The organism is Candidatus Nitrospira allomarina, from assembly GCF_032050975.1.
GTDB classification, from domain to species: domain Bacteria; phylum Nitrospirota; class Nitrospiria; order Nitrospirales; family UBA8639; genus Nitrospira_E; species Nitrospira_E allomarina.
In genome coordinates this window covers 1,023,451-1,048,161 of record NZ_CP116967.1, presented here as the reverse complement: position 1 = coordinate 1,048,161, position 24,711 = coordinate 1,023,451, and the positions used below count along the sequence as shown (strand labels likewise).

General features: G+C 50.1%; 20 protein-coding genes and 1 pseudogene. 8 read left to right on the top strand and 13 right to left on the bottom strand.

Going from position 1 to position 24,711, the window contains the following annotated elements; all coding sequences use genetic code 11:
• Positions 1–28: 28 nt before the first annotated feature.
• Positions 29–1,516 carry an SLC13 family permease gene (locus PP769_RS04505; protein WP_312645670.1) on the bottom strand — a complete coding sequence of 496 codons (1,488 nt, stop codon included), beginning with the start codon at positions 1,514–1,516 and terminating at the stop codon, positions 29–31.
• A gap of 197 nt (positions 1,517–1,713) precedes the next feature.
• On the opposite strand from PP769_RS04505, the gene rfaE2 reads away from it, so the two are divergent.
• From rfaE2 to PP769_RS04485, 4 genes are read left to right on the top strand one after another with little or no spacing between them, the layout of a single operon-like run.
• On the top strand, positions 1,714–2,211 hold the full coding sequence (gene rfaE2, locus PP769_RS04500; RefSeq protein ID WP_312645669.1) for a D-glycero-beta-D-manno-heptose 1-phosphate adenylyltransferase: 498 nt from the start codon (positions 1,714–1,716) through the stop codon (positions 2,209–2,211).
• Between the two features lie 40 nt (positions 2,212–2,251).
• A complete protein-coding gene (locus PP769_RS04495; RefSeq protein ID WP_312645668.1) occupies positions 2,252–4,216 on the top strand; it encodes a CarD family transcriptional regulator in 1,965 nt (654 codons plus the stop codon).
• A complete protein-coding gene (locus PP769_RS04490; RefSeq protein ID WP_312645667.1) occupies positions 4,200–5,732 on the top strand; it encodes a TRCF domain-containing protein in 1,533 nt (510 codons plus the stop codon). The genes PP769_RS04495 and PP769_RS04490 overlap by 17 nt, the downstream gene beginning before the upstream one ends.
• A 10-nt stretch (positions 5,733–5,742) precedes the next feature.
• Positions 5,743–6,654, top strand: a complete 912-nt coding sequence (locus PP769_RS04485) for a peptidylprolyl isomerase (protein ID WP_312647027.1) — start codon at positions 5,743–5,745, stop codon at positions 6,652–6,654.
• 67 nt (positions 6,655–6,721) lie between these two features.
• Here the strand turns inward: PP769_RS04485 and PP769_RS04480 are convergent, their stop codons facing one another.
• From PP769_RS04480 to PP769_RS04455, 6 genes are all read right to left on the bottom strand, one after another.
• Complete coding sequence (locus tag PP769_RS04480) at positions 6,722–7,975, bottom strand: argininosuccinate synthase (RefSeq protein ID WP_312645665.1); 1,254 nt, start codon at positions 7,973–7,975, stop codon at positions 6,722–6,724.
• A gap of 116 nt (positions 7,976–8,091) precedes the next feature.
• Positions 8,092–9,309 carry a dicarboxylate/amino acid:cation symporter gene (locus PP769_RS04475; RefSeq protein WP_312645663.1) on the bottom strand — a complete coding sequence of 406 codons (1,218 nt, stop codon included), beginning with the start codon at positions 9,307–9,309 and terminating at the stop codon, positions 8,092–8,094.
• A gap of 52 nt (positions 9,310–9,361) precedes the next feature.
• Positions 9,362–9,634: a hypothetical protein gene (locus PP769_RS04470; protein WP_312645662.1), complete on the bottom strand. Its 273-nt coding sequence runs from the start codon at positions 9,632–9,634 to the stop codon at positions 9,362–9,364.
• Between the two features lie 38 nt (positions 9,635–9,672).
• Positions 9,673–11,667, bottom strand: coding sequence for a hypothetical protein (locus tag PP769_RS04465; protein ID WP_312645661.1), 1,995 nt, complete (start codon positions 11,665–11,667; stop codon positions 9,673–9,675).
• Positions 11,660–12,907: an ATP-grasp domain-containing protein gene (locus tag PP769_RS04460; RefSeq protein ID WP_312645659.1), complete on the bottom strand. Its 1,248-nt coding sequence runs from the start codon at positions 12,905–12,907 to the stop codon at positions 11,660–11,662. Before PP769_RS04460 ends, PP769_RS04465 begins: the two co-directional genes overlap by 8 nt.
• Before the next feature lie 120 nt (positions 12,908–13,027).
• A complete protein-coding gene (locus PP769_RS04455) occupies positions 13,028–13,597 on the bottom strand; it encodes a GNAT family N-acetyltransferase (protein ID WP_312645656.1) in 570 nt (189 codons plus the stop codon).
• A 511-nt stretch (positions 13,598–14,108) separates the two neighbouring features.
• On the opposite strand from PP769_RS04455, the gene PP769_RS04450 reads away from it, so the two are divergent.
• On the top strand, positions 14,109–15,575 hold the full coding sequence (locus tag PP769_RS04450) for a sigma-54 interaction domain-containing protein (RefSeq protein ID WP_312645653.1): 1,467 nt from the start codon (positions 14,109–14,111) through the stop codon (positions 15,573–15,575).
• Between the two features lie 36 nt (positions 15,576–15,611).
• On the opposite strand, the gene PP769_RS04445 is transcribed toward PP769_RS04450, so the two are convergent.
• From PP769_RS04445 to PP769_RS04430, 4 genes are all read right to left on the bottom strand, one after another.
• On the bottom strand, positions 15,612–17,087 hold the full coding sequence (locus PP769_RS04445) for a carboxypeptidase M32 (RefSeq protein WP_312645651.1): 1,476 nt from the start codon (positions 17,085–17,087) through the stop codon (positions 15,612–15,614).
• 90 nt (positions 17,088–17,177) lie between these two features.
• Positions 17,178–18,380 carry a pyridoxal phosphate-dependent aminotransferase gene (locus PP769_RS04440; RefSeq protein ID WP_312645650.1) on the bottom strand — a complete coding sequence of 401 codons (1,203 nt, stop codon included), beginning with the start codon at positions 18,378–18,380 and terminating at the stop codon, positions 17,178–17,180.
• Between the two features lie 391 nt (positions 18,381–18,771).
• Positions 18,772–19,383: a ribosome biogenesis GTP-binding protein YihA/YsxC gene (gene yihA, locus PP769_RS04435; RefSeq protein ID WP_312645649.1), complete on the bottom strand. Its 612-nt coding sequence runs from the start codon at positions 19,381–19,383 to the stop codon at positions 18,772–18,774.
• Positions 19,384–19,464: 81 nt separating this feature from the next.
• Positions 19,465–20,385: a hypothetical protein gene (locus PP769_RS04430; protein WP_312645648.1), complete on the bottom strand. Its 921-nt coding sequence runs from the start codon at positions 20,383–20,385 to the stop codon at positions 19,465–19,467.
• A 594-nt stretch (positions 20,386–20,979) separates the two neighbouring features.
• Here PP769_RS04430 and PP769_RS04425 point away from each other — a divergent pair.
• The 3 genes from PP769_RS04425 (at position 20,980) to PP769_RS04415 (ending at position 23,499) form a co-directional block, all read left to right on the top strand.
• Positions 20,980–21,567 (top strand): hypothetical protein, encoded by a 588-nt coding sequence (locus tag PP769_RS04425; RefSeq protein WP_312645647.1) that lies wholly within the window; start codon positions 20,980–20,982, stop codon positions 21,565–21,567.
• Between the two features lie 323 nt (positions 21,568–21,890).
• A complete protein-coding gene (locus tag PP769_RS04420; RefSeq protein WP_312645646.1) occupies positions 21,891–22,508 on the top strand; it encodes a hypothetical protein in 618 nt (205 codons plus the stop codon).
• The gene (locus PP769_RS04415; RefSeq protein ID WP_312645645.1) at positions 22,492–23,499 is read left to right on the top strand and encodes a DUF262 domain-containing protein; all 1,008 of its coding nucleotides are present in this window, start codon (positions 22,492–22,494) and stop codon (positions 23,497–23,499) included. The genes PP769_RS04420 and PP769_RS04415 overlap by 17 nt, the downstream gene beginning before the upstream one ends.
• Positions 23,500–23,544: 45 nt before the next feature.
• Here PP769_RS04415 and PP769_RS04410 read toward each other — a convergent pair.
• Positions 23,545–23,736: pseudogene (locus PP769_RS04410) on the bottom strand (SsrA-binding protein); the annotation flags it as partial.
• Between the two features lie 479 nt (positions 23,737–24,215).
• Positions 24,216–24,695, bottom strand: coding sequence for an SsrA-binding protein SmpB (gene smpB / locus PP769_RS04405; protein ID WP_312645644.1), 480 nt, complete (start codon positions 24,693–24,695; stop codon positions 24,216–24,218).
• Positions 24,696–24,711: the final 16 nt, after the last annotated feature.

Genomic DNA, 24,711 nt, shown 5'->3' with positions numbered 1-24,711 from the left:
TTGAGGTCTATCTCCTAGGTTGAGAAGCTCAAACAATTCCCAAAAGTGGACCCACTATCCGTAATGTGGCCCAAATTAACACCCCACCAATTGCATCCAACAACAATCCGGCCTGCACCATTCGGAGAATCGGGATCCTTCCCGTTCCATACACAATGGCATTCGGGGGAGTAGAAACCGGCAACACAAATGCCAGACTTGCAGCCATACACGCTCCCAGTACGGGAGCGACAGGAGAAAAATTGGCCGTGTGGGCAATGGCAATGAGCACCGGCACAATCATACTGGTGGCTGCCGTATTAGACGCGAGCTCCGTGAGAACCAGGGCCGTAAGAATGGCCACACCCGTTAAACCCCAGATGGACTCAATGCCAAACATAGCCACCATACCCTGGCCAATCGCTTTCGCCAATTCGGTTTCCACCATTAACTCCCCAAAGGCGATGCCTCCCCCGAATAACAGAATCGTTCCCCAATGAATATTGGCGGCTTCTTTCCATGTTAAGGTGAATTTCCCCTGACGAAAATCCAAGGGCAGGAGGAACAATAGCCCAGAGGCAAAAATAGGCACCAATTCTTTCGGCAAATGGGTGCGAACCCATTGTACGACCGGATGATTTCCTTCAAACCATATTGAGAGTAATGCCGGGAGTAGCCACAACAGGACAGCCAACATAAACACCGCAAACGTATATTGCTCCCCCCGAGTCCAGGGAAGGGGTGCCGCAATCTTGAGAACAGAGGATCCTTCATGAAAAGGCGAGTGAGGAGGGGGAGGATGTAACCAATACATAAGCGTAAACATCACGAGCAGCATTACACTCGCCAATGGCAATCCAATCAGCAACCATTGATCAAATGAAATCGTGAAATGGGCTTGCTGGGCTAACAGCCCCACTCCGATTAAATTCGGGGCGGTGCCGACGAGAGTGGCCACTCCCCCAATACCGGCGCCATAAGCCAGACACAGCAAAAACCCGGTGTCAAAGGTTTTCATATTAGGATACCCCTGCCGAAGCGCCCGTAATACACCAAGCGCAATAGGCAACATGACCGCCGTCGCCGCAGTATTGTTAATCCACATAGACAGACCGGCAACAGCCAAACTCATAGCCATCATAATTCGAATAGGATTGGAACCCACGCACTTACGTGACAACAGCCAGTTGCCAAACCTGCGGTCCAATCCATGAACGGAGAGGGCCTCCGAAATAAAAAAACTCCCGATAAACAGGAAGATGATGGGGTGGGCAAAGGCAGAAAACACGGCTTGCATGTTTCCTAAACCGGCGACGACACACAATCCACAGCCCAGCAAAGCGGTAATGGGCAGAGGAATAGGCTCCGTAATCCACATCACCACTACCCAGCTTAAAATTGTTGCCAGAATTCTCGCGGGGTCGGGTAGGGATTCGGGAAGCAGCACAAACATCAACCCGGCAATGAGCGGGGCGGCAAAAAGGCCAAATTGATACGCCGGAATTGCGGTATGGGGACCTGGACCGGATTGGCTCATGCAGCTCAAGGAATGGACGCGCTCAGCTTAGGAAATCCGGTGAGGCATGAGACCACGACCGCATATCCTGTTTTCCTAATTTGCCGAAGTGGCTTGTTGGGTAACCTCTCTAGGATTTGGCGCATGCAGCAGGTATCATACAGAAAACGGCATATGTGAGATAGGGACCCCAGGAGAGGATTCAACAATTTATCCTTATGCAATCAAAAATTCATACCTTGGACAGTCTCTTACAACGAATTTCTGTTCATCAGCAGGTGGGAGAATCCATTGTCTTTACAAATGGGTGTTTTGACTTGCTGCATATCGGACATACGCGATATCTGGCAGAAGCCAAGGAGTTGGGAGATCGATTAGTGGTCGGAGTCAATAGCGACAGTTCAGTCCGTCAACTGAATAAAGGGAAGCATCGACCAATCCAAGAGGATGCCCAACGGGCAGAGGTCATTGCCGCATTAGGTTGCGTAGATTACGTGATACTTTTTGACGAGCCGGATCCCTTGAATCTTATTAAGGCTATCCAACCCAACGTCCTTGTGAAAGGAGGAGATTGGACCTCCGAACGTATTATCGGAAAAGATTTTGTTGAGGAACGGGGAGGATTTGTGCGAACGATTCCACTTGTCTCCGATGTTTCGACCACAACGATTATAGAACGAATTCTCACCACTCATGGAATAAGCCCATCCTGCTAGTTCGCACGTCGAGAACCTTTTTCGTGGTGTATTTCAGATTATGAACGTCCCCTCCGTTTTCCATCATTTTGCAAACCAGCTGCGCACGGTCATTCCAGCGATCCCGGAACAGACGCCCCCGCCCTGTTTGCTGAGTACGCAACAGGCCTGCCTCGCCCTGGCCATGACCCTGTTCACACTTCCGGAAAAAAAGACCGCCGGCACCGACAGCCAAACCCACCTCATCATCACGCCCACACAAGAACAAGCCGAAGAATTGTATGAAGATTTGGAATTTTTCTTCTCGTTCATCAGGCGGGATCACGAGACACTGGCCTTATTCCCTCCATGGGCCAGCATTCCCTATAATCCGGCCCTGCCGGCCCACAGCGTTATTTGTCAGCGCGTTCGGTCCCTCCACCGGTTGTCTCGTGGTGAAAGCACCGTCATCGTAAGCTCACTTCCGGCCATCCTGCATAAACTCCTTCCGCCGGAGGTCTTCGCTCAAGCATGTTTTTCCCTCAAGATAGGCGAGACGTGCGAGCGTGAGGTGCTTCTTCGTTCATTAATCCGGCTAGGGTATGAACGTGGATCGTTGGTTGAAGTCCCCGGCGAGTTCAGCGTACGTGGCGGTATCGTGGATATTTTCTCCACAGCGCAGGACCATCCCGTCCGTGTTGAATTTCTTGGGGATACGGTCGAATCCATCCGGACGTTTGATTCCTCCACACAAGAATCCATCACCCATCTTAGGGAAACCTGGGTTTTACCCACTCGGGAGTTCATTCCTCCCGATTCCGGGCAAACCGATAGCGCTATCGAACACATCCAGGCAAGCATTGAATGGGATCTCCCCCGGTATTATCCCAAACTTGTCACACTGTTTGAGTATATTCAGACGCCAATCACTGTTTCTTTCTACCGCCCGGTTGATCTGGATGCTGCGGCTGCGCAATTTTGGAATGCGTTGTTAGAAACATGGGAACACCTCCAACCTGGCCAGGGGGGCACCTCCGCCCACGCTGACCCCGATCAACTTTATGAAATGTGGGATACCATTAAAACCTATACCAGCATGTGTCCAACGGTATGGTGGGATAGCGTGGCTCCTGATACCGGAACCATGCCCTGTGTGCCTGTTTCCTTACAGGCTCAGTCTCCCAGCAGTGTCGGGGTAGGCATTCGCGGGCTTCCCTTTAAGGAAACCCTTTCCAAATTGGACCAATTGCGGGCGGATTCCGAGATCTTTTTTGTCGCTCGCAGTCCGGGGCAGGTGGAACGCCTGTTATCCCTCCTGCATGACCACGGCTTCCCCGCCAATAAGTGGCAACACCCCTTCCCTCAACCCGCCACGGATGCCCGCGCACCCTTTTACTGTCTTGAAGGAGACCTCTCAGCAGGGTTTCTCTCACCTGACGGGCACATCGCGTTCGTCACCGAGGAAGAATTATTTGGGAAGGGCATCCGGCATCGCCCCCACACAAAATCCCCCACCGCCAAATTTTTCTCGTCGCTGGAGGATCTGAAAGAAGGCGATCTCGTCGTTCATCTTCAACATGGGATTGGACGATATCTGGGTTTGCGACGGTTGGAGGTGCAGGGCTTTACCAGTGATTATTTGCTCCTGCAATTCGGTGGAACCGATACTCTGTATGTCCCGCTGGACCGCCTGAACCACATCCACCGCTATCGGGGAGCGGAACAACGGTCTCCCAGATTGGATCGCCTGGGAGGCACGGCTTGGGGCAAAACCAAGGCGAAAATCAAAAAAGGCATCGAGGATATGACCGAAGAACTCGTTGAACTCTATGCCAACCGGGAAGTCGCCAGGCGAAGCGCGTACCAGGAAGACACGCTCCTGGTCCATGAATTTGAAGCGGGATTTGAATTTGAAGAAACGCCTGACCAACTTCGAGCCATTGAAGAAATAGGACGGGATATGGAATCCCCCGAAACCCATGGACCGCCTGGTCTGTGGAGATGTGGGATACGGCAAAACGGAGGTCGCTATGCGTGCCGCCTTTAAGGCGATCCAGGCCAACCGACAGGTGGCCGTCCTGGTTCCCACGACATTGCTGGCTCAACAACATTTTGAAAACTTTTCACTACGGTTTGCTCCCTTCCCGGTCAAAATCGGTATATTGTCACGCTTTCAATCAGCCAATGAGATCAAAGCGACACTGAAAGATTTGGCTGCCGGCCTGATCGACATTGTGATCGGCACACATCGGGTCGTACAGAAAGATGTCGTTTTCAAACAATTGGGCTTGGTGATTATCGATGAAGAACAGTGGTTTGGCGTCCGCCATAAAGAACGGCTAAAGCAACTCCGCACCCAGGTTGATGTGCTCACCCTTTCCGCGACCCCTATTCCCCGAACTCTGCAGATGGCCTTTTCAGGAGTGAGAGACTTATCCGTCATTGAGACCGCACCTCCTGGTCGTTTGGCGGTGGAAACTCAGGTCCTCCGGTTCGATGCAACAGTGGTACGGGAGGCCATTACCAGGGAACTCGCTCGTGGAGGGCAGGTGTACTACGTGCACAATCGTGTGGAAACCATGGAACAGACCGGCGCCTGGTTACAAGATCTCGTTCCGGAAGCACGGGTATTGATGGCGCACGGCCAAATGAATGAACAATTATTGGAACGGGTGATGTTACGATTTTTTCACCAGGAAGCCGATGTGCTGCTGGCCTCAGCCATCATCCAATCAGGGTTGGATATTCCAAGCGCGAACACCATCCTGGTTGATCGTGCGGATTTATTCGGGCTTTCCCAACTGTATCAACTTCGCGGAAGGGTAGGCCGAAGCGGGCAACAAGCCTTTGCCTACCTATTCATTCCGAACGAGGAAACCCTGAGTACCGACGCACAAAAACGCATGAATGCCATTCAGGAATTTGCGGAACTCGGCTCCGGATTTCGGATCGCAGCCGCTGACCTTGAAATCCGGGGAGCGGGAAATTTACTCGGGAAACAACAGTCCGGCAATATCGCGGCCGTCGGGTTGGATCTGTACCTACAAATGGTGGAGCAGGCTGTTCAGCAGCTTAAAGGCCAGGAAGTGGAAGAAGAATGGGAACCCACTCTTCAACTTGATGTTTCAGCCTTCATTCCCGAGGAATATGTGGAAGACGCTTCCCAGCGCCTGGGTCTCTACAAACGGTTATCGGGGAGTGACCGGTTAGGGGATTTGGCCTTATTATATGGGGAGACGCTTGACCGGTTTGGATCGCCACCTGCCGCTATGGAACGACTATTTGAAGTCATGCAAATCAAAGTGTTGGCCAAGGCCCTACAACTCGAGTATGTCGAAGTCCGGGGCGGGCTGATGAACCTTCGCTTCCATGAACGGGCCAAGCTCCCGGAACAGGGAATTCGTGCTTTGATGGACCAATGGAAAGATCGTCTGGACTGTCTTTCTCCTCGTGCCTATCGTGTGACTCTCCCCGAGCAGGATTGGGCATCCATGTACCCCAGGGCGAATACGATTTTACAAGAACTCCATCAGTCAATGGCCAAAGAGGAAGTGAGAACGTAACGTGAAGGGCATGCGTGTATGCCTGAAAGATTGGCCTTTACAGACCCTTACCGTCTTGGTGACGGCGAGCCTTCTCTTCTTTCCTGGGGTTAGCGTGAGTCTCACCGATCGGATTATTGCCGTGGTGAATAAAGAGGTGATCACGTGGTCTGATCTTGAAAAGGAATTACGCGATGAGTATAAGCGCCTGAACGCCAAATATCACGGAGAGGAACTGAACCGGCGGTATTTCCAGAAACAACGAGAAGTCCTGAACCACATGATTGATGATCACCTCATGATTCAAGAAGCTCATGCCAAGGGGCTCTCTGTCACTCAGGACGAAATCGATGAAGCCTTACGGCGAACTCCGCTGCCACCCACTCAAACCGAAGAAGAATTCGGGCATCAAATGCTCCTCAAAAAACTTTTTGACTTCGAGATCCGCCGCAACATTGTCATAGAGGAAGAAGAAATCCGGCGGTATTATGAGGCCAACTCCACGCTTTTTCTCTCACCGCCCCGGTACCGACTCCAGCAAATTCTGTTAGACGGGCAGGAAGGCTATGAACGGGAGAAAGCCAAGAACAAGGCCCAAACCATGTATGCGGCATGGACACCGAACACGACGCTGGAGGATTTCGCCACCAAATATTTCGAGCGAATTCATGAATTAGGTTGGGTACAGGAAAACGAATTAGTGGCCCCTCTGAAGCAGGTGGTCAAGGAACTGAAACCCGGACACATCTCGGCCCCTATTGAAACCCTCCTAGGATTCCACCTTATTCTGTTAGAAGAAATTCAACAACCCCAACCGCTCCCGCTTGAAGTCGTGGAACGGGATATCCGTGGGATGCTTACTAAACAACGATCCGAGGAAGCCTATCGAAATTGGCTTGCCGATATCAAACAAAAAGCCTTCATCGATGTGAAGCTTAAATAGAGGTATTCATTCCATTGCTGGATGGCTCAAGACCTACTCCCATCACAAATCCCTTTCATACTCCATCCTACACGTGGTCTAAGCGCCGATAGGTTTTTTGGGCCAGATTGTAAATCTCAATAAAACCTGCAGACGCATTCTGGTTGAAACTCGCATCCTTATTGAAGGTGGCCAAATTGGCATCGAATAAGGAATAGGGGGATGTCATCGCGACCACATCAGCTTTTCCCTTAAACAGCTTTACTTTCACCGTTCCCTTCACACGCTGGTTGGCGGAATCCTGAAACGCATGGATGGCATCCATGGACGGATCAAACCATTTAGCGCCATAACAGGTGTAGGCCCACTTTTCATCAATGATTTTTTTCAGTTCGTTTAAATCACGGGTATTGACGAGTTTTTCCAGATTAAAATGCGCTTTGATCAGAATTTCCGCTCCCGGAGCTTCATACACGCCACGAACCTTCAATCCAACCAGGCGGTCCTCCGTCAAATGCACAATGCCTACCCCATGCCTTGCCCCTACCGCATTGGCACGTTCAATAACCTGACAAAGGGGTAGATCTTCACCATTGATTGAACAAGGGATTCCTTTGTTGAACCCGACTTCGATAATCTCCGGTTCATCCGGGGCCTGTTCCGGGGGGATGCACACCTGCAGAAATTTTCGTAAATCAGGAATGCGGGCGGGATCCTCAATATCCCCTCCCTCATTAGTCGAGCCCCACATATTGTCATCATGCGAATACAGATACTCTTTAGTTTGTTTAATGGGAATATCGTGTTGTTTGGCATAATCAATCTGTTCATCCCGGCCCATACTCCATTCACGCACCGGCGCAATCACTTTCATAGTCGCATCCAAAGTCGTAATGTAATTTTCAAAGCGAACCTGATCATTTCCTTTTCCCGTGGAGCCATGAGCAATGACCTTGATTCCCCGTTCTTTGGCCACACGAACGGCAATTTCAGAGAGCGTCACTCGGGCCAGGGGAGTCGAGAGAGGATATCCCCCCTGATAATCGGCATTGGCTTTAATTGCCCGGGACAGAAGTTTTTCAGCAAATTCTTCCCTGGCGTCAATGACGACCGCCTCCTCGGCACCGAGCTTGATCGCTTTCGCTTTGACCGCCTCAAGATCCTCATGTAATTGGCCCACATCGACGGTAAGCGCCACAATGGAACAGGCATACGCTTCCTGAATCCATTTGAGCATAATGGAGGTATCCAGTCCTCCCGAGTACAGCAAAACACACTTATCAAACGTTCCCTTTTTGGCTTCGTGAGATGCAATTTTGTGATACGTGATTTTTGATTCCATGCCGTGTTCACCTAAAATGAGGTTATGTATATTTTTTTGAGCCCTCGCCATTTGTTCTAACGCAAAAGCTCACTATTGAAGTGGATAATAACCCAAGAAGATGAGGGAATTCGATGTTACGCGGTAATATATCGATCGACCACGGCGGCACCCACGGCATCCCCCCAGACATTGACTGCGGTCCGAAACCGATCGATCAGCCAGTCAATGGCCAAGAGAAGCCCCAGACCCTCGAGGGGAAGCCCGACTGCCTGAAAGACCACGACCATCGTCACAAGCCCAGCTTCTGGGATCCCTGCAGCGCCAATGGCAGACACCGTCGCCACCACAAACAGGACAATAAGCGCCTCTCCACTTAAGTCAATCCCCCAGGCTTGCGCGATAAACACCGCGGCGACCGCTTCATATAACGCCGATCCATCCATATTGACCGTCGCACCGACTGGAAGGACAAACCGGCTTGATCGACTGCTCACCCCGGCACTTTCGACCCCTTCCATGGTCAGAGGCAAAGTCGCAGACGAACTCGCCGTGGCAAACGCGCTGGTGAGGGCCGCGCCAAGCGCGCGCATATACGCCAAGGGATGACGTCGACCGGCTACATGTAAAATAAGCCCAAGAACAATTCCTGCGTGGATCGCCAATCCCAAAAGTACGGTAACCGTGAATAACCCTAAACCCACTAACAACGCGACAATACCATCAAGTCCCCCGGCACTTGCTAAACGCCCTGCCACCAAGCCAAACACGCCAATGGGACCGATCCACATCACAAGGTGAATCAACTTCATGATCGCCCCGAATATACCTTCAAAAAACTTGAGCACCAATGTGCCATTTTCCCCGACCGTTGTCAGCGCCGCCCCAAATGCCAGAGAAAAGATTACCAGTGGCAGCAATTCACCCTGTGAAGCGGACGCGAATAAATTCGGGGAAAGGAATCCCTTTATGAGATCCAGCCATCCGATGTTCACCGCCGCCGCAAGTCCGGTAGGGGCCACCGCTGCGGCAATATCGGCTCCCACTCCAGGCTTAATGAGACTGACCAGAATCATCCCCAGTACAATGGCCATGCCTGAAGTGATCAAATAATACGTAACTGTCGCTCCTCCCAACTTACCCAATTGGCGAATATCGCCAAGTGATCCAACCCCCTGGATAATCGACGCCACGATCAAGGGCACCACCAGCATTCGCAACATCCGGAGCCAGAGTTCACCCAGGATTTCCACATGGCGAGCGGCTTCCGGAGCCAGAGCCCCGAGCACCCCCCCGGCGACCGCACCGGTCACCATGAGCCACACAAGAGGACCATGGCCATTTCCACGATTCACAGAAAGGGGTTGTTTGGTAATGGGAGGAACCTGATATTAAGGGAAGGAAAAGTTACTTGGTTTTTTTAGCTACTTTCTGTTGGGGTATCCGGACTTCCTGAGTATTGGCCTTTGCCTGCCTCAAAAGGTCATCGGAACTATCGAGGGAAATAATGGGCTCAAGCTTATGATGCAAGTAAATGAGCGCCCTGGAGGGTTCCACACCAATTTGCCAACCAAGATCCTGGTCAGGCTTGAGTTCTTGAATATAGGCAATGGCTGATGCACTGATAAATGTCTGTCGTTCCCCTGTCAGTGTCGATTGCCTGACTTGTAAAAAAGACATACTCCACCACCCCTTTCTAATTTCAAATGCTCATAGGATTATAACCAGGTGAAGGCCTGCCCCCAACTTTCCTTCGCATGCGTTATCCCCTCGTTAATAATTTCGGTTGGGACGGCTTGTAAGTCTCCGACTTCCATCTGATTATAGTGAAAGGCATAAATATGAGCGGCAAAGTGCTCGAAGGGTAATGAGGATTCTCCGGGAATTTCTAAGTGACCGACCACAGACGGTTCAACCCCTTTCCCCCAGTTCTGACGCCCCTCGTTATTTGGATTGAAAAAATAGACGCGAACTTTCCCTTCTTCATCCTCGGCAACACGCTGGATGGAGACAGCGTGATAGCCTAAAAAAACCCCGTGGACGTTGGTAATGAGGAGGCCAACCGGATTCGGATACACCAAATCATGCCCCCCGTCATATAACGGGTGATGAGTGGCGTAAAATAAGCGTAAAAAATTCTCGTATCCGGAGACGGTTTGGTTAACCAGATTAATTGAAGTCAGACTGTTCGGCACCCACCGACCATACAGAGCGGGGTTCACCCATTTATGTGGGTCTTCACCCCGTAAAGCCGCGCGCCGCATCATTTCATCATAAATTCTGTCGAGATGGGGCACCAGAATGCGTGACACAGGATCCAACTTCAAATCAAATTTTCCTTCCGCGACTCCTCCCCCGATGTCTTTGGAAAAGATCGGCGAACCCTCAAACAGAAATTCGACAGTGTCGTCCCGGGCCGCGCTGGTCAGCAATTGGAGCAAATAACCGGGATCATGAAGACTCCAAAGACTCAGAGCCCGAGCACCTTGGCATGTCGGGTTGTTACCCTGCCCTACTCCCAACGGCTGCCCCAACATGGCGATAGCCCCACCCACAATGGCGGCATTAGCCGTAATGCCAGTCCCTCGAGGCAGATGTTTTTTGGTCACTTGTTGCGCAGAAGAACACAAGTCAAGATTGATCAATTTGCTGAGACCATCAGAGACCTCCGGTCGTGCCAGGAGCATCCGCTCCAACATCTGTTGGAATCCATAGATGATCCAACTGGTGGCGGGATGAATGGTCAGGCGCATCCACTCCAAAACCTTTTCTCGATATTGTTCCATATGAGCCTGGCCCACCTCGGTCAAATCCAAGGCAATCGCCAGGATTCCCGTTTCGTCATTCTTGAGGGCATGCTGGAGGAACGCGACATGGTATTCACTGGATAAACCGGTCAGCGTCAACAATTTTCCAACCACCTTGGCCTCGTTTTCAATCTCATGTCCAGTCGCATTGGCCAGGAGATTTCGATAATTGGTGGGAGAGCCTGCTTTCTTTGCGAGTGGAGTGGGAGGGCCCGTGGCCTTGAGGTATCGCTCGAGTCTGGCGGCCAGCTTGGGATCAGGATCCCCCTGAATGTTCTTGGCTTGCTCGATCATTTTTAGCGTGAGGCTCACATCAATAGGTCGCTGGGCCACTCGCGCATCGATATCATCAAGAACCTGTTCCAGCAACCCTTCCGAAGAGATCTCTTGCTCAATCCTGGCTAATAACCTGCGCGCGCGCGCGTAGACATTCGGACGCAGGCGAGACTCTTCTGTCTCACTGCCATACAATAACTCGAGATTGAGCCCCATGACCGTCCGTAAAAAGGCGAGGGCTTGCTCCGCAGAAAATTTCGGGTGTGGCGATTCTCCTGCTGCAATGGATAAGACCCGGAGTTCACTCAGCATTTCCAATGACGGATACTGCCCTTCTGCACGAAGCCCCCCGCCCACCAACTCAGGGAGGAGTCGGTCAGGATGTTCCCAGGGTCCGGCATGAAAGACCCCTGCGGAATCAAAGCGATGGGCCTGTCCTCTCACGAATTGCAGTCCTTCGTCGGTTTCAAACAAATCCGTGGCACGACGGATAACCTCAGGCTGGTATTTGGCTTTGACAAAGGGGGTCGCCTGCTCCAAGGCCTCCAAGGCGTGAAGAAAGGCTTGTTCCTGTCGACCAACGGCTACCTGCGATTCAGGCATAGAGGAGCCTTTTAGGGAATCACTCATAGAAATCATACTCCTCATAGCGCTGAACGAGCTCTCGCAGGGTCTCAGGATCTTCTCCCGCCAGGAAGACCGTACCATAATGATTTCCGAATCCCACGCGCTCTGCCACTTTGGCGGTGACAGGCTCAAACATGGTATGCCGGTCCATATACGGATGGGCTTCCAATTCCTTAGGAAACTGCAGTTGATGGACGCTGGCTTTTCGAGGATACACCATTAAGTTGGCCGCAAAAATTTTATGGTCCTTTTCTTTTGGAAAAAACCGGTCTAATTCTGTTTTGGAGGTATTGGGATCGGAGCATAACAACAGAGCCGCATACGGATTAAAGCCATGGGCACGCTGAATGAGTTCGAAAATATGGCCACCGGGAACACGGGCCGCCACCTCCCCAAAGTGCAATTCCCCCTCCTGGTCCAAGAAATATTCTGGATGAATCATACCATTTACGATGCCAAATGCCTTCAAAAGTTTTTCAATCGCCTTACGAATTTTTGTCCGCTGTTTGCTGAGCTTCGGCGTTTCCGGCACGATCTGGGAATAGCCCAGATGCACGTACTCGGTAATATTCATAAATTCGATTTTTCCCTTATGGATAAAGGCTTCGACCGAAAATTCCTGCCCGGCCAAATGGCTTTCGGCCAAACATGGAAAGGCATCGTCGGGAAGGGAGGTGATGTCTTCCCGGCTTCGAACAAACACATGGCCCACACTACCCGCCGCCGACAGGGGTTTCAGATGAACCGGTTCGGGGGCTTCCTCCTGCAAACGAAGCCTGGCCTCATTGATGTCATCAAAAAACGCGAGCGCTTCCTCCCGCGAACGAATCTCTTCAAACACCCCGACTCGAATGCCGTTCATTTGCGCATTACGCTTCATCATAGCCTTGTCACGGAACAGCAATGCCCGTTGAAAGGCACGTGGATCCTTGAGCAGACGAGTGTTGAGGGACCCGGCCCATTCCACCGTTTCTTCATAGAGGGGCACGGCATGGCTCACCCCCCGCTCCACCAATTTTTCGTAGAGTCGGTCTGAGTTCTGATTGTGGACATAAAAGTCCCAGGTCACCACATCAACCCCATCCTCTTTCAATGCAATGTCAAAACCCTCCGGCACTACCGCAACGAAGGGAATGTCGTGTTCCTTTGCAGCTTCCATTGTTTCCAAGCTATAGCCGAGCAGAGCCACCGGTGCCTTCTTCCCTACCCGGGCTTTCTTTACCACCGGATTTTTCTTTTCCATGCAGATCTCCTTTTGGTGGGGACATATCGAATAAACTCCTCCATCCTGTCCCCGCTTACAGACAAATGGAAGAAGAACCCATCAGCAATAATGAATATCTTGTTTGTGAGGAAAGGAGTGTTAGAACAGATATTGGTACAGTTCAAAACCCTCTTCATAGTAGGGTTTCAACCAACCGCCGCGCCACTCTAAGACTTGGTCACGAGTGGTCGCAATGCATTCAAAGCCGAACCGGCGGTAGGAACGCGTGGCCCAGAAGGCTTTGGGATGGGCAATTAACACCATGCCTCGTTTTCCCTCCTGCCAGACCACATCTCGGGCATGCTTAAGTAATTGAGGCCCAAACCCTTTGCCTGTTTGGTGATCATAAACATAGATGTATCCGATATACGCCATGTCTCCGACTGACTGCGTGGAGACAATACCGACCGGCGCACCCTCGGACCGTCCGATGTAAAACTGCCGCCGTGAGAACTCTTTCTCTCCCCAGGATTCATCCACCTCATGTTGAGCCATGTCTTTTTCATGAAGAAAAGGTCGGTACCACTCTGCAGAAGACCGGAGTATATTGGCCGCGATTACCATTTCATGCCGTTTGACCGGTTGAATATCTAAGCGCCGTTGGGTAATAGTCCTTTTGCCAATTCTCCGGTGTAACCTTTCTTCAATTTCCGTCTGATTTTGCATCATTGATCCTTCCAAAAAAATTTTGCCACGTTTCCATGCTCCTGTAAAAGCCTAGTCTCGGTGGTCAACACCTTATTTTTTCTTTATTTTTAATTAAAGGGAGTGAAAATTGGCATGAACATCCCGTTATTCACACCGAAATTTCAATTTTGTAAGTGTTTGAGTTCTTGCTAAAACCCACACAAACATTCACTTCGTTTTCGTCATTTAAACGGCGAATGCGAACTCACTGCATAGCCGGATTCAAAGTGCCCAAGAATGGTCATCAAGCGCAACCAGGTTTAAGGTCTTGGCTCGATCACCGGATTGAAAAACCAGATCCCCTCACAACCTTCCCAAAATTTCTCTCTGGATATAGGCCATCACAAAAACTAACCCTCACCCAGAATAGAGCAAGATTGATTCCAGAATTTAATCCCCCAAAATGGGTAATTTGTTGAATTTTGGGACTATCATGTCTCTAAATTTGGGACATACTTGACTCATTTAAGTTTTATGAGACAATAATGTCTCAATGCCAGATTACTATTCTATTCTTATCTTTGGTACTCCGGAGTTGGAACACGCCTTGAGTCGAGAAGGCCTTGGGGTCGTCCGGTTGGAAACGCCGGAAAATGTGAAGACTTTAAAAATTGGACCTCAGACCCGCCTGGTTATATTGGATGGCCAATATCTCACGGATTCGCAAGTGTTTGACATGATGACCACCATACAAGAACACAGACCCTATCTTGATGTCTTAGTGTTTAAACCGGGAGCCGATGCCGCCTATGTCCATTCGGTTTTGAAAAACGGGGCATCGGATGTGATCTATGAGGATTCACATGAAAAGTTGCATCAAGCCATAGAGGCCATTCAGACCAATCAGAAGTTTTCTCCGGAAACACCGGATTTGCGTGATACCCGTAAAAGACTGGGAAGCTTTGAAGGCATTCTCAGCCGTAACGGAGTCATGTGGGAAATTTTTGAAACCATCACCCGCACCGCGAGCTCTGACGCCACCGTATTAATTGTGGGGGAAACCGGAACGGGTAAAGACTTACTGGCTCGGGCGATTCACCGGCAGTCCGGGCGAACCGGACGATTTGTGGCGGTCAATTGCAGCACGATCAGTCCAGAAATTATTGAATCGGAACTGTTCGGCCATGAACGCGGGGCTTTCACCGGAGCCCACCAACAAAAGCAAGGGTTATTTCGGTATGCCGATGGCGGAACAATTCTTCTGGATGAGATTGGGGATATGCCGGTTCAAACCCAACTCAGTCTTTTGCGGGTATTGCAAGAACAAACCGTGAGACCGGTTGGATCTCATCATGAGGTGCCCATTGATGCGCGTGTCATTGCCGCGACGAATGCCTCATTGGCCAACGCCGTCCAAACCGGCTCTTTTCGCGAAGACCTTTTTTACCGGTTGGATGTCATCCGGTTAGAAGTGCCCCCGTTACGAGAGAGACGGGAGGATATCCTCTATATGTTCGGGCATTTTCTGAAACGCGTGTGTGCGGACTATGGAATGGACTGTCCGGAATTACACCAATCCTTCATGGATCTACTCTTGGAGCAGACCTGGCCAGGCAATGTGCGGCAACTGGAAAACCTCACCCAACGCCTGGTGTTAAAAGGGCACACCCGGGAATTGACTGCGGAAGACCTGACCGAAGTGTTGTATTCCCAGGATATCCCCGGATCCTCATCGGCTCTTCCAGCTCCTGAAACGGAAAGTGTGGACCAACCTGTCCAAACCCAAGGTGATCACACTCGATCCATCAATCCGTCCCTCACGCTGGCGGCCTACCTCGAGCCACACCTCATCACTCTCGAGAAGGAGTATTTGGAAACCGTATTATCAGAAAATAGTGGTCGCATTTCCGAGTCGGCCAATCAGGCCGGAATAAGTCGACGGACACTCCTGCGCAAACTCAATGCCTACCAAATCGACAAACAATATTTTCGAAACAAGAATTCAGCATCAAAAGAATAATCATCTTCCCTAGGATGGATGAGAGGGAAAAGACATTCAAGGATTGACATACCGCTCACGGAGATAGCTCAACAAATCTTTAACATGGTCACGGGTTCCCACGGCCTTTCGTAAAAGGTCGGGCGTCTCATGCAGGTGGCCATGGCAATGGATCTGTTCCCGCAAGAAATTCAGAATGGTCGCAAAATCTCCCTCTTCTATGCGTTGCTCCAGATCCGGGAAGTGTTCGCGTAAGACGGCAAAGAGCGAGGCCGCATAGAGATTTCCCAGAGTATAACTCGGGAAATATCCAAAGGCCCCACCTGCCCAGTGGGCATCCTGCAACACACCTTCTGCGTCATCCTTTGGTCGCACTCCCAGGAATTGCTCACTCAATCGAGCCCATTCGGTTGGAACATCCTCAACCGTGATGCGTCGCTCCAACAGAGCGACCTCCATTTCAAACCGCAAAATGATATGCAGGTTGTAGGAAACTTCCTCCGCAAAAATCCGAATGCTTCCCGACGTCACGCGGTTGGAAGAGAGGAAGACCAATTCCGGATCAAAGTCTTTGTCAGGAAAATGTCGGGCGAACAATGGCTGTAGCCACCGATAGAACCCACGGGATCGTCCAACCATATTTTCCCACAGGCGGGATTGTGATTCATGCATCCCGGTTGACGTGGCCGCATACACGGCTGATCCACCAGGTCCCTCCGGGATACCCTGCTCGTACAGCGCATGCCCGAGTTCATGCATGGTGGCCGACAACCCGCTGAGCAGATCCTCTTCGTGGACATGTGTGGCGATACGCACATCCCCGCTGCCCACCCGGCATGAAAATGGATGCTCCGCCTCGTGCAATGCTCCCCGTGTCGTATCGTATCCCACCGCCTTAACGACATCCTGGTGCATCGCCAATTGTGTAGCCTTATCGAAATAATCGTTGAAGGCAACCGATCCTTTTTTGTCCAGAGCCTGGCGCCGGATATCAGTCAAACCTTGTTGCAGCGCGCCAAACATGTGGCGTAAATCCTCGACGGTCGTCCCGGGATCATAGTCTTCAAGTAAGACGTCATAGGGATGCCGGTTGGAGTCAATGGCTTGTGCCCGCTCGAGTGCCAAATCCACATTCGTCTGGAGGCTCTCTGCAAATAGACGATAATTTTTTTCTTTTTTCGCTTTTCCCCAAGCAGCGACACCACTGGCGCTGGCCTTCGCGATCCCGCTGGCGAGTTTCGACGGCACACAAGTCGCCCGGCGGTAGGTTCGGCGCATATTGCGAACCGCGGCTTGTTGCTCAGGAGTCGAATCAGGTAGGGCGGCCACCGCCTCGATGAGTTCACCCAGTCGAGGTGATGTGGCTTGTTCATGATACAACCGTCCAATCAGCTCACTCTGTTGGGCACGCCCCGCCGCTGACCCTGAGGGCATAGATACCTGCTGATCCCAACCCAGTAGCCCGCCAATGCCTGCCAGGGTATCCAATTCGGCAATCTGCTGAGACAGTTCATCCCATACGGATATGGTCATACACTATTCCCTTCTCTAAACTAGCCAGTTGGTTTGGAGTTGCGAGGGTTTTTATGAGAGGGTCGGAAATCCGTTCCGGTAGTTTCTCCCTCAACGATTGTGAAACGCCTTTGCGAGATTCTCACCGGCTTGCTTAAGAACCTGGCTCGTTTTAGCAAAGGCAAAACGGACGAGGTGTTGTCCCAGATCCGTCGCCTGGTAATAAAACGCGCTGCCTGGAACCACTGCCACCTTCGCTTCGGTGATCAACCGGGTGGCAAACGATTGGGAATCACCCTGATGTTCCCAAGGCCCATAGCCGGCTAAAAGGTAATAGGCCCCTTGAGGTACATAGGGCTCAAACCCACTGTCGGTCAGTATCTGCATGGTGAGGTCCCGCCGCCGAAGGAATCTCGCTCGCAGGTCGATATAGTATGTCTCGGGTAAGGCCAACGCTGTGACCGCCGCGTATTGAAAGGGCGTGGGGGCACAGATCGTGAGGTAATCATGTACCGTGCGGATTGCCGTCGTCACATCCTTTGAAGCCAGGACATAACCAAGACGCCATCCGGTTGCCGCGTAGATTTTTGACAGGCCTCCGGTAATGACCAGGCCTTTCCAGTCGGGCGCCAGCGTTGCCGGGGCAATATGCCGATAGGGTTCGTAGTACAGATGATCATAAATTTCATCCGTTACCACATAGATCCCATGCTGGTCAGCCAGAGCAAGGATGGCGTTCAGTTCCTCCCGCGTGAACACATGGCCGGAGGGGTTATGGGGAGTATTCAGAAGAATGGCCCTGGTGCGAGGGTTGATGGCAGATCGCAGTTCATCCAGAGGTACCGCGTAATCAGGTGGGCGGAGCGTGACAAAACGTGGCGTCCCGCTTGCAAAATACACAGCCGGAACATAGTTTTCATGTGCGGGTTCGATGATGATGACTTCATCACCAATCTCGACTAACGCCAGCATGGCCGCCACGATCGCTTCCGTCACACCACAGGTAATGGTGATCTCTGTCTCGGGGTCAAATTTGAGACCGTGGCGTTCGTGCACATGCCTGGCAATGGCTTCCCGTAACTCTGCCAATCCCCAGGTCACGGAATATTGGTTGTGATCATTGGTAATGGCATCGATTGCGGCTTGCTTCACCACAGGTGCAGTGGGAAAGTCAGGACGGCCTTGAGCCAGGTTAATCGCCTCATGCTCCATGGCAATACGCATATTTTCGCGAATCTGCGATGGCCCGATCCGACCAAGTCTGGAGGGAGGGTTGAAGGTCATGGGTGTATTCGTCTCACCAAACAGTGGCATAGCTTTCCTTCATATTGAGAAATGAATAAATATACAGGGAGAGCCGGCTATTCCATTCGCCGGCCGTGCATGAATTGACAACATGTGAAAAATTGAGGGACCCGTCAGAATAGGAGATCCAGGGAAGTTCTTCAACTTCTCAATGAAACCAGCCATGTAGAAGCTGTTGAATGTTTCAAATATTTGGCTTTTTCATCGGCATATGTGTGACAGGGACCCAGCAGAGGAAAATGTGGGAGTGTTCAAAAATGGCGCTCAGCAAGGCCGCAGCCGTTTGGGCGAGCGGAGCATACGGAGGAGTACGTGAGCACGACCACGCGGCGACCTGCCTGCGCGAAGCCGCTCCGGCGAAGGCAGGGAACGCCGCTGGCGGCCTTTTTCAACACTCCCATTAGGGAAGGGGAGCGTCCAGAGTCAGCACCTCCCGCAACTGGTCAAGCAGCATTTGCTTGCCTTCCCCGGTGTAGGCCGACAGGAAAAGCGGGTCCTCCTCCATACCCAAACCCTCACGCAATTCCCTGAGCGCGGTCTGGCGGTGACCCCTTGTGACCTTATCCGCCTTGGTGGCCACCACCATCACGGGAATCTTCAGCCGCATGAGCCACTCGACCATCGCCCGATCTGATTCCTGTACCCGCCGGGAATCCACCAGCACCACCACACCCTGTAAATTTTTGCGTGTCCGCAAATATTCTTCAATCAGGGGACCCCAGAGCTCTCGAATCCGTTCAGGCACTTTGGCAAATCCGTATCCGGGAAGATCGACCAGCATAAAACGTGGGCCGTTCGTGGCAATCTCAAAAAAATTAATGGTTTGTGTTTTTCCAGGGGTCTTACCGACCTTGGCCAACCCTTTCTGATTCACCAAACAATTAATGGCCGAGGATTTCCCGACATTAGAACGGCCGACGATGGCCACTTCCGGAAGCGCCGGTTTCAGAAATTGCTCAACCGTCCCGCAACTCGCCTTGAATTCAGCAGAAAATATTTTAAACGCTCCCAAGAAGAGTTCCTCTTTTTCATGTACAGACTAATTGAGCAATTGACGCCAATCCTGTTTGGCTCATCATGAGGCCCCGGGCCATCATATCTTAGGAAGTCCGCCCAATTCCCTATACCATTCGTTAAACAACCGGCTGCCTGCTGAAAGCGTGGCTTCTTCATCCCGAATCCAGCGGCTGACCAGCCCCAAGGTACACAGCGTATCCGCGACAGGCTTGATCGTCGGCAGGCCAACGGCCCGCGCCACCTCTCTTGGGTTCACCGGTTTGTTTGCTCCAATCACAAAGGTCAGGACTTGATGTTCGAGAGGTTCCCGCAGTTGATTGATACAATCTTGGAAAAAGGAGGAGAGCGATTTTTTCACCTCGCTGACAATCTGTTCCGTCGGAAAATGGATTTCTTCATGCAGGAATGCAGCCTGGAATAGCTTGAAGATATAGGGATGAGTCCCGGCATAGGTGAAGACGGTGGCCTGCTGTTCTGTGGAAAGATCCGGATTGAATAACTGCTGGGCCTCCTTTTCCAAAAACACCGGCAAGGGGATCAACTTCAGTGTGTGTGGCAAATTGCCTTCTCTCACCACCTCCCGCCATGCCCGTGCTCCGGCAAAAACCGTGGAGCCTCCAGGCAAAAGATCAATGTCTGAAAGCGAACAAGTCTTCCCTTCAACCAGCCGGTCACAGTTATCAAGGAGAAGAATGGTGTCGGGATTTGGCGGGCGGGAATGGAATCGTTTCCAATCAGTCTCGTCGGCAATATCCACGTACAACGCTGGAGGCCCGGTGGACTTGGAGGATGGCCCCGCATGATTCAGTTGCCAGGCAAGGTGAAGCAATAACGAGGTTTTCCCTAACTTTGGCCCCCCAACAAGGCTCAAGGATTCCCCTCGTTCCAACCGCCGTAACATATTGCGGACTAATCCCTCACGGCCTTTGAAATCCCCAGGTCGAAAAGCCGGCGCCGCCGGATTTGGTGAAGAGAGCTGATCAAAAATGGTGGACATAACAGTGAGTGTAGAAGCTCACTTCAAGTATGGCAACGAATAGATTTTGTCCGGAGGGATCTAGAACAAGCCTTTAAACTCCGCAATTGTCGTTTTGTAAGCGCTCGTCTTTATAACCATTCCAAATACCGACGTGTTCGAGCACACAATTTTATTTACTGGAATTACTTGCATGTACGAGGGTTGCCGGGTTTCGGCCCGGCAGCCGAGCCACTTTTGTTTCGGCAAAAGTAGCCAAAACCATTGACGCCCTCCCTGGCCACATCGGATAGGACGGACGCGATCATTCGGAGGGCAGCCCAACTCGCTACGCTCGGACAAGGGCTGCCAATTGATGAGAGCGTCCGCCCCAGAGGCCAGAGAGCAGGCGTCAGAGAAATGGAAGCGGAGAGTCGTAGGATTGATATTCCTCCTCGCACATTGTCGGGGACATAGGAAAGCCAAAAATCAGGGATTTTGTTTATTTTCGAAAAAAGCTATTATCAGGAATACAAAAGAGGACAGGGGATATTGTTAGGAGATTATTTGTCCATACCTCCCAATATTTACATCGAAAAATTCCAGCCATATTAATATAAGAAACAGTGAATTGACATGCAACGCTTAGCAACGATTTCTGGAGCGATTGTCGCAATTGCAACTGTTGGGACCCTACTTATTTCTGTCTGGGAGATAAATAATACTCTTAAGAACGAAGAGATTCACAAATGGCAGAAGACAATTGTGTTTTCAATTATTTCTGGCAACCAAACAGAGGCAGGAATAAGTTTCAAAGAGATTCAAGCCGACTATCTTGCTAGTGTTCAACAATTTATGGAGTTTAAAATACCAAGAGAGGAAATTCAGGAACTGGCTTTAAAGCGCGTGCTCCTCGAACTTTTATCAGACGGGGTGATTGTTATGGATGCAAAAGGACAATTTGCCCCAGAGATTAGAACTCTTTATACCGAAGGGAAGAGGACATTAAACCGTATAAAGACAGAAGAAGGAAAGAACGCAATTCTTATAGCGGTTGGACAAGCAAACTGTAAATTTAAGTCGGAGGAAATTCGATCAAAAATTCATGATAAGATCGCGCTTACCCCTGAAGAATTAGCAGATATCCTAACTAGCCTTATCGCAGCAAAACGAATTTCCATAAACTCAGATGGATACTTATGTTCCATACTGAATGGGGACTAATTCGTATTAAGCGTACATTTCACAGCCATACGCTAATTCGCTTATTAACATAACAGGCGTTCACGAAGAATTTATTCATTATGTTTTGCAAACACCAAAACCATGATCACTCCAAAATCCCCGTCGTTGCGGCAACGGAAAATCCCACTGAACCATGGGGGCGACGTCCGTTTCACTGCCCTGATTGTTTTCAGGTCCGGCGTAAGTATAGAAACGCCATAAACTGGCATTCATACATAAGCGTGGCCGAAGCTAGGGCAGATAACCGAAAGCCCTGCAAAAACTGTTTCCCCAATTTTTCCTAAATGAAATTATCACTCTAAATGAGTAATGATCCTACAACAGGAACGCCTCATGCTTTTTCAGAAGATCTTATGGCGCAATTTCGGAAAGATTTAAAAACCTTGAGTTCCAAAGGAATGTTTAGACGCCACATTGTACTTCGGAATTCAGCTATTCTTTCAGATGATCAATACTTCAATCTCAAAGAAACCATATGTACAAAGTACAACATAAATTTTACAGATGTATTAATGGTCGGTTCTGCAAAACTTGGGTTTAGCATAAAACCAACCCGGCAATGGGGTGTATTTTCTGATGATTCAGATATAGATATTGCTATTGTAAATCGGGATTTATTCGAATCATTTTGGGCCGATTTATACGAATATTCGAAATCAGGAGCATTCTGGCCAGAATTCCACAATTTTCGAAAGTACTTTTTTCGAGGTTGGATTCGACCAGATAAGTTCCCACCAGGTCATATGTTCAGCCGATCACTTGATTGGTGGGAATTTTTCAACGAAACAGGGCACTCACGTAAATTCACCAATTATCCTATCCGAGCTGGCTTATATTACAATTGGGAATTTCTCGAAGCCTATCAATGCCTCTGCATAGAACATTGCCAAAGGAACGCAATAAGTGAAAACCTCAGCTAGCAATCGTAGACTACGAGTAATTCTTACGGCTTTAACAGATGGCACATTAGACCCACGCCCTGAATTTCAGCGACGATTGGTTTGGTCGAATAGAGATAAGGTTCAATTTATAGAGACCGTTCTTCAAGGATATCCGTTTCCTGAGATTTACATTGCTGCTGGCACAGTTGATCCAGACACAGGAAAAGGACAGGAGATGTTAGTAGACGGCCAACAAAGAATGACCAGTCTTCATCAATATTTCCAAGGATCAGCGGACCTCCAACTTGGAAGCATTATTCCGCCCTACAAAGCCCTTGATAAAAGCAAAAAAATTGATTTCCTGGAATACGAAGTCGTTGTACGTGACCTTGGCAAACTAGAAATAGATGAGATTAAGACTATTTTTGAAAAAATAAATTCCACCAGCTATGGATTAAATGCCATGGAAGTACGTAATGCCCGTTACGCTGGATCATTTAAAGACTTTTGCGAAACATTGGCGACAAATCCATTTTTTGAAAAATACCGTGTTTTTTCGGCATCAGAAGTAAGAAGAATGCAAGATATTCGTTATTGCTTAGTGCTGGTGGCAACGTTATTAAGCACCTATTTCAATAGAGATAATGACATTGAAATATTTCTAACTAAATATAGCGAAGAGTTCCCAAGGGCTGATGAAATATCAGATCTAATTAACTCCAATCTCTCGATGATCGAATCTTTGGGATTTCCTAATGACTCTCGGGTTTTCAAAAAAGCTGATTTATTCACCCTAATCATTGAATTAAGCAAACTTCCAGACTCTGTTAAAACGAAGCTCAATCCAGCGAAAATTGCAAAAGCTTTGGGAGACTTTTTTTCTACCGTTGATGCAGGACCTGAAAGCCCAAATTATAAAGGGGATGTGGCTTCTTATCATAAAGCAGCCTTGCAGGCTACCAATGATCGTGGAAATCGGATAACTAGAGGAGAAATAATTTCAGAATTGCTCATTAAAACAGTTCAATAGAGACTATTCTGATTCGATGGAAAGTTGGCTGGCGAAATCATTCAGCTAAAGACCCACAATTTCGCGGCCGGCTTTCCGCTTTTTGATGGTGTCCCGTCGGTCGTAGTTTTTCTTCCCACGCCCAAGGGCGAGTTCCAACTTGACCCGCCCCCTGTCATTGAAATAGAGACGAAGTGGAACGAGGGTGAGTCCTTTCTGTTGAACTTTTTCGGTCAGTCGCTTGATCTCTTTTCTTGTGCCAGAATGTTAAGTATGGTCTTTCCAAATAAATTCCGAAATCTTGTTTGTGGGTGAGACACCATTGTTCACTGCAGTTAAACCGGTGAACGTCCACAACTCCCCTAGCATATCTTGAAATGCGATATGGGTCTCCCTATGCCCCTCAAGCCATCCTTTTTCCCCTTTGACTGACGCCTGCCGCCCTGGCCTAGAGACGAACGCTCCCAGCAACTGGCGGGCCCTGTTTGAGCACAGCGAGTTGGCCCGCTCTCGAGACCTACGTTCGTTTCATCTGATGAGTCTGGGCGGGGCGTCAATGGTTTTGGGTCCTTTTGCCGAAACAAAAGGACCTCGGCTGCCGGGCCGAAACCGGGCATCTATCGTATATCCACATTATTCCAAGTAAGTAAGATATGGGTGGAAGCAGGCATAGCTTTGCTCCAAACGCAGAGGTGGTTTATGGGGGCTATTTGCGTTGAGAATAACCCGGTAGACTCTTAGGAGCGTGATTCCTTCATGGCGCGGTCGATTTCGCGACCGGCTTCACGCTTTTTGATGGTGTCCCGCCGGTCGTAATTTTTCTTCCCTCGCCCAAGGGCGAGTTCTAACTTGACCCGTCCTCTGTCATTGAAATAGAGCCGTAGCGGGATGAGGGTGAGTCCTTTCTGTTTGACTTTTTCGGCCAACCGTTCGATTTCTCTCTTATGCAACAGCAGGGTTCTGGCGCGTAGCGGCTCGTGATTCATTTGATTGCCGTGGCTGTAGGTGCCGATATGGCAGTTATGCAGAATGGCTTTGCCATTGATGATGGCGGCGTAACTTTCCTTCAAATTCAGCCGGCCCTCCCGTAAGGCTTTGACTTCGGTCCCGACCAGGACGATACCGGCTTCGACCTTCTCTTCTATCATGTAGTCATAGAAGGCTTTCCGGTTGGTGCTGAGGACTTTACTGGATGGGTCTGTTTTTTGTTTGACCATAGCTAATTATATCTTG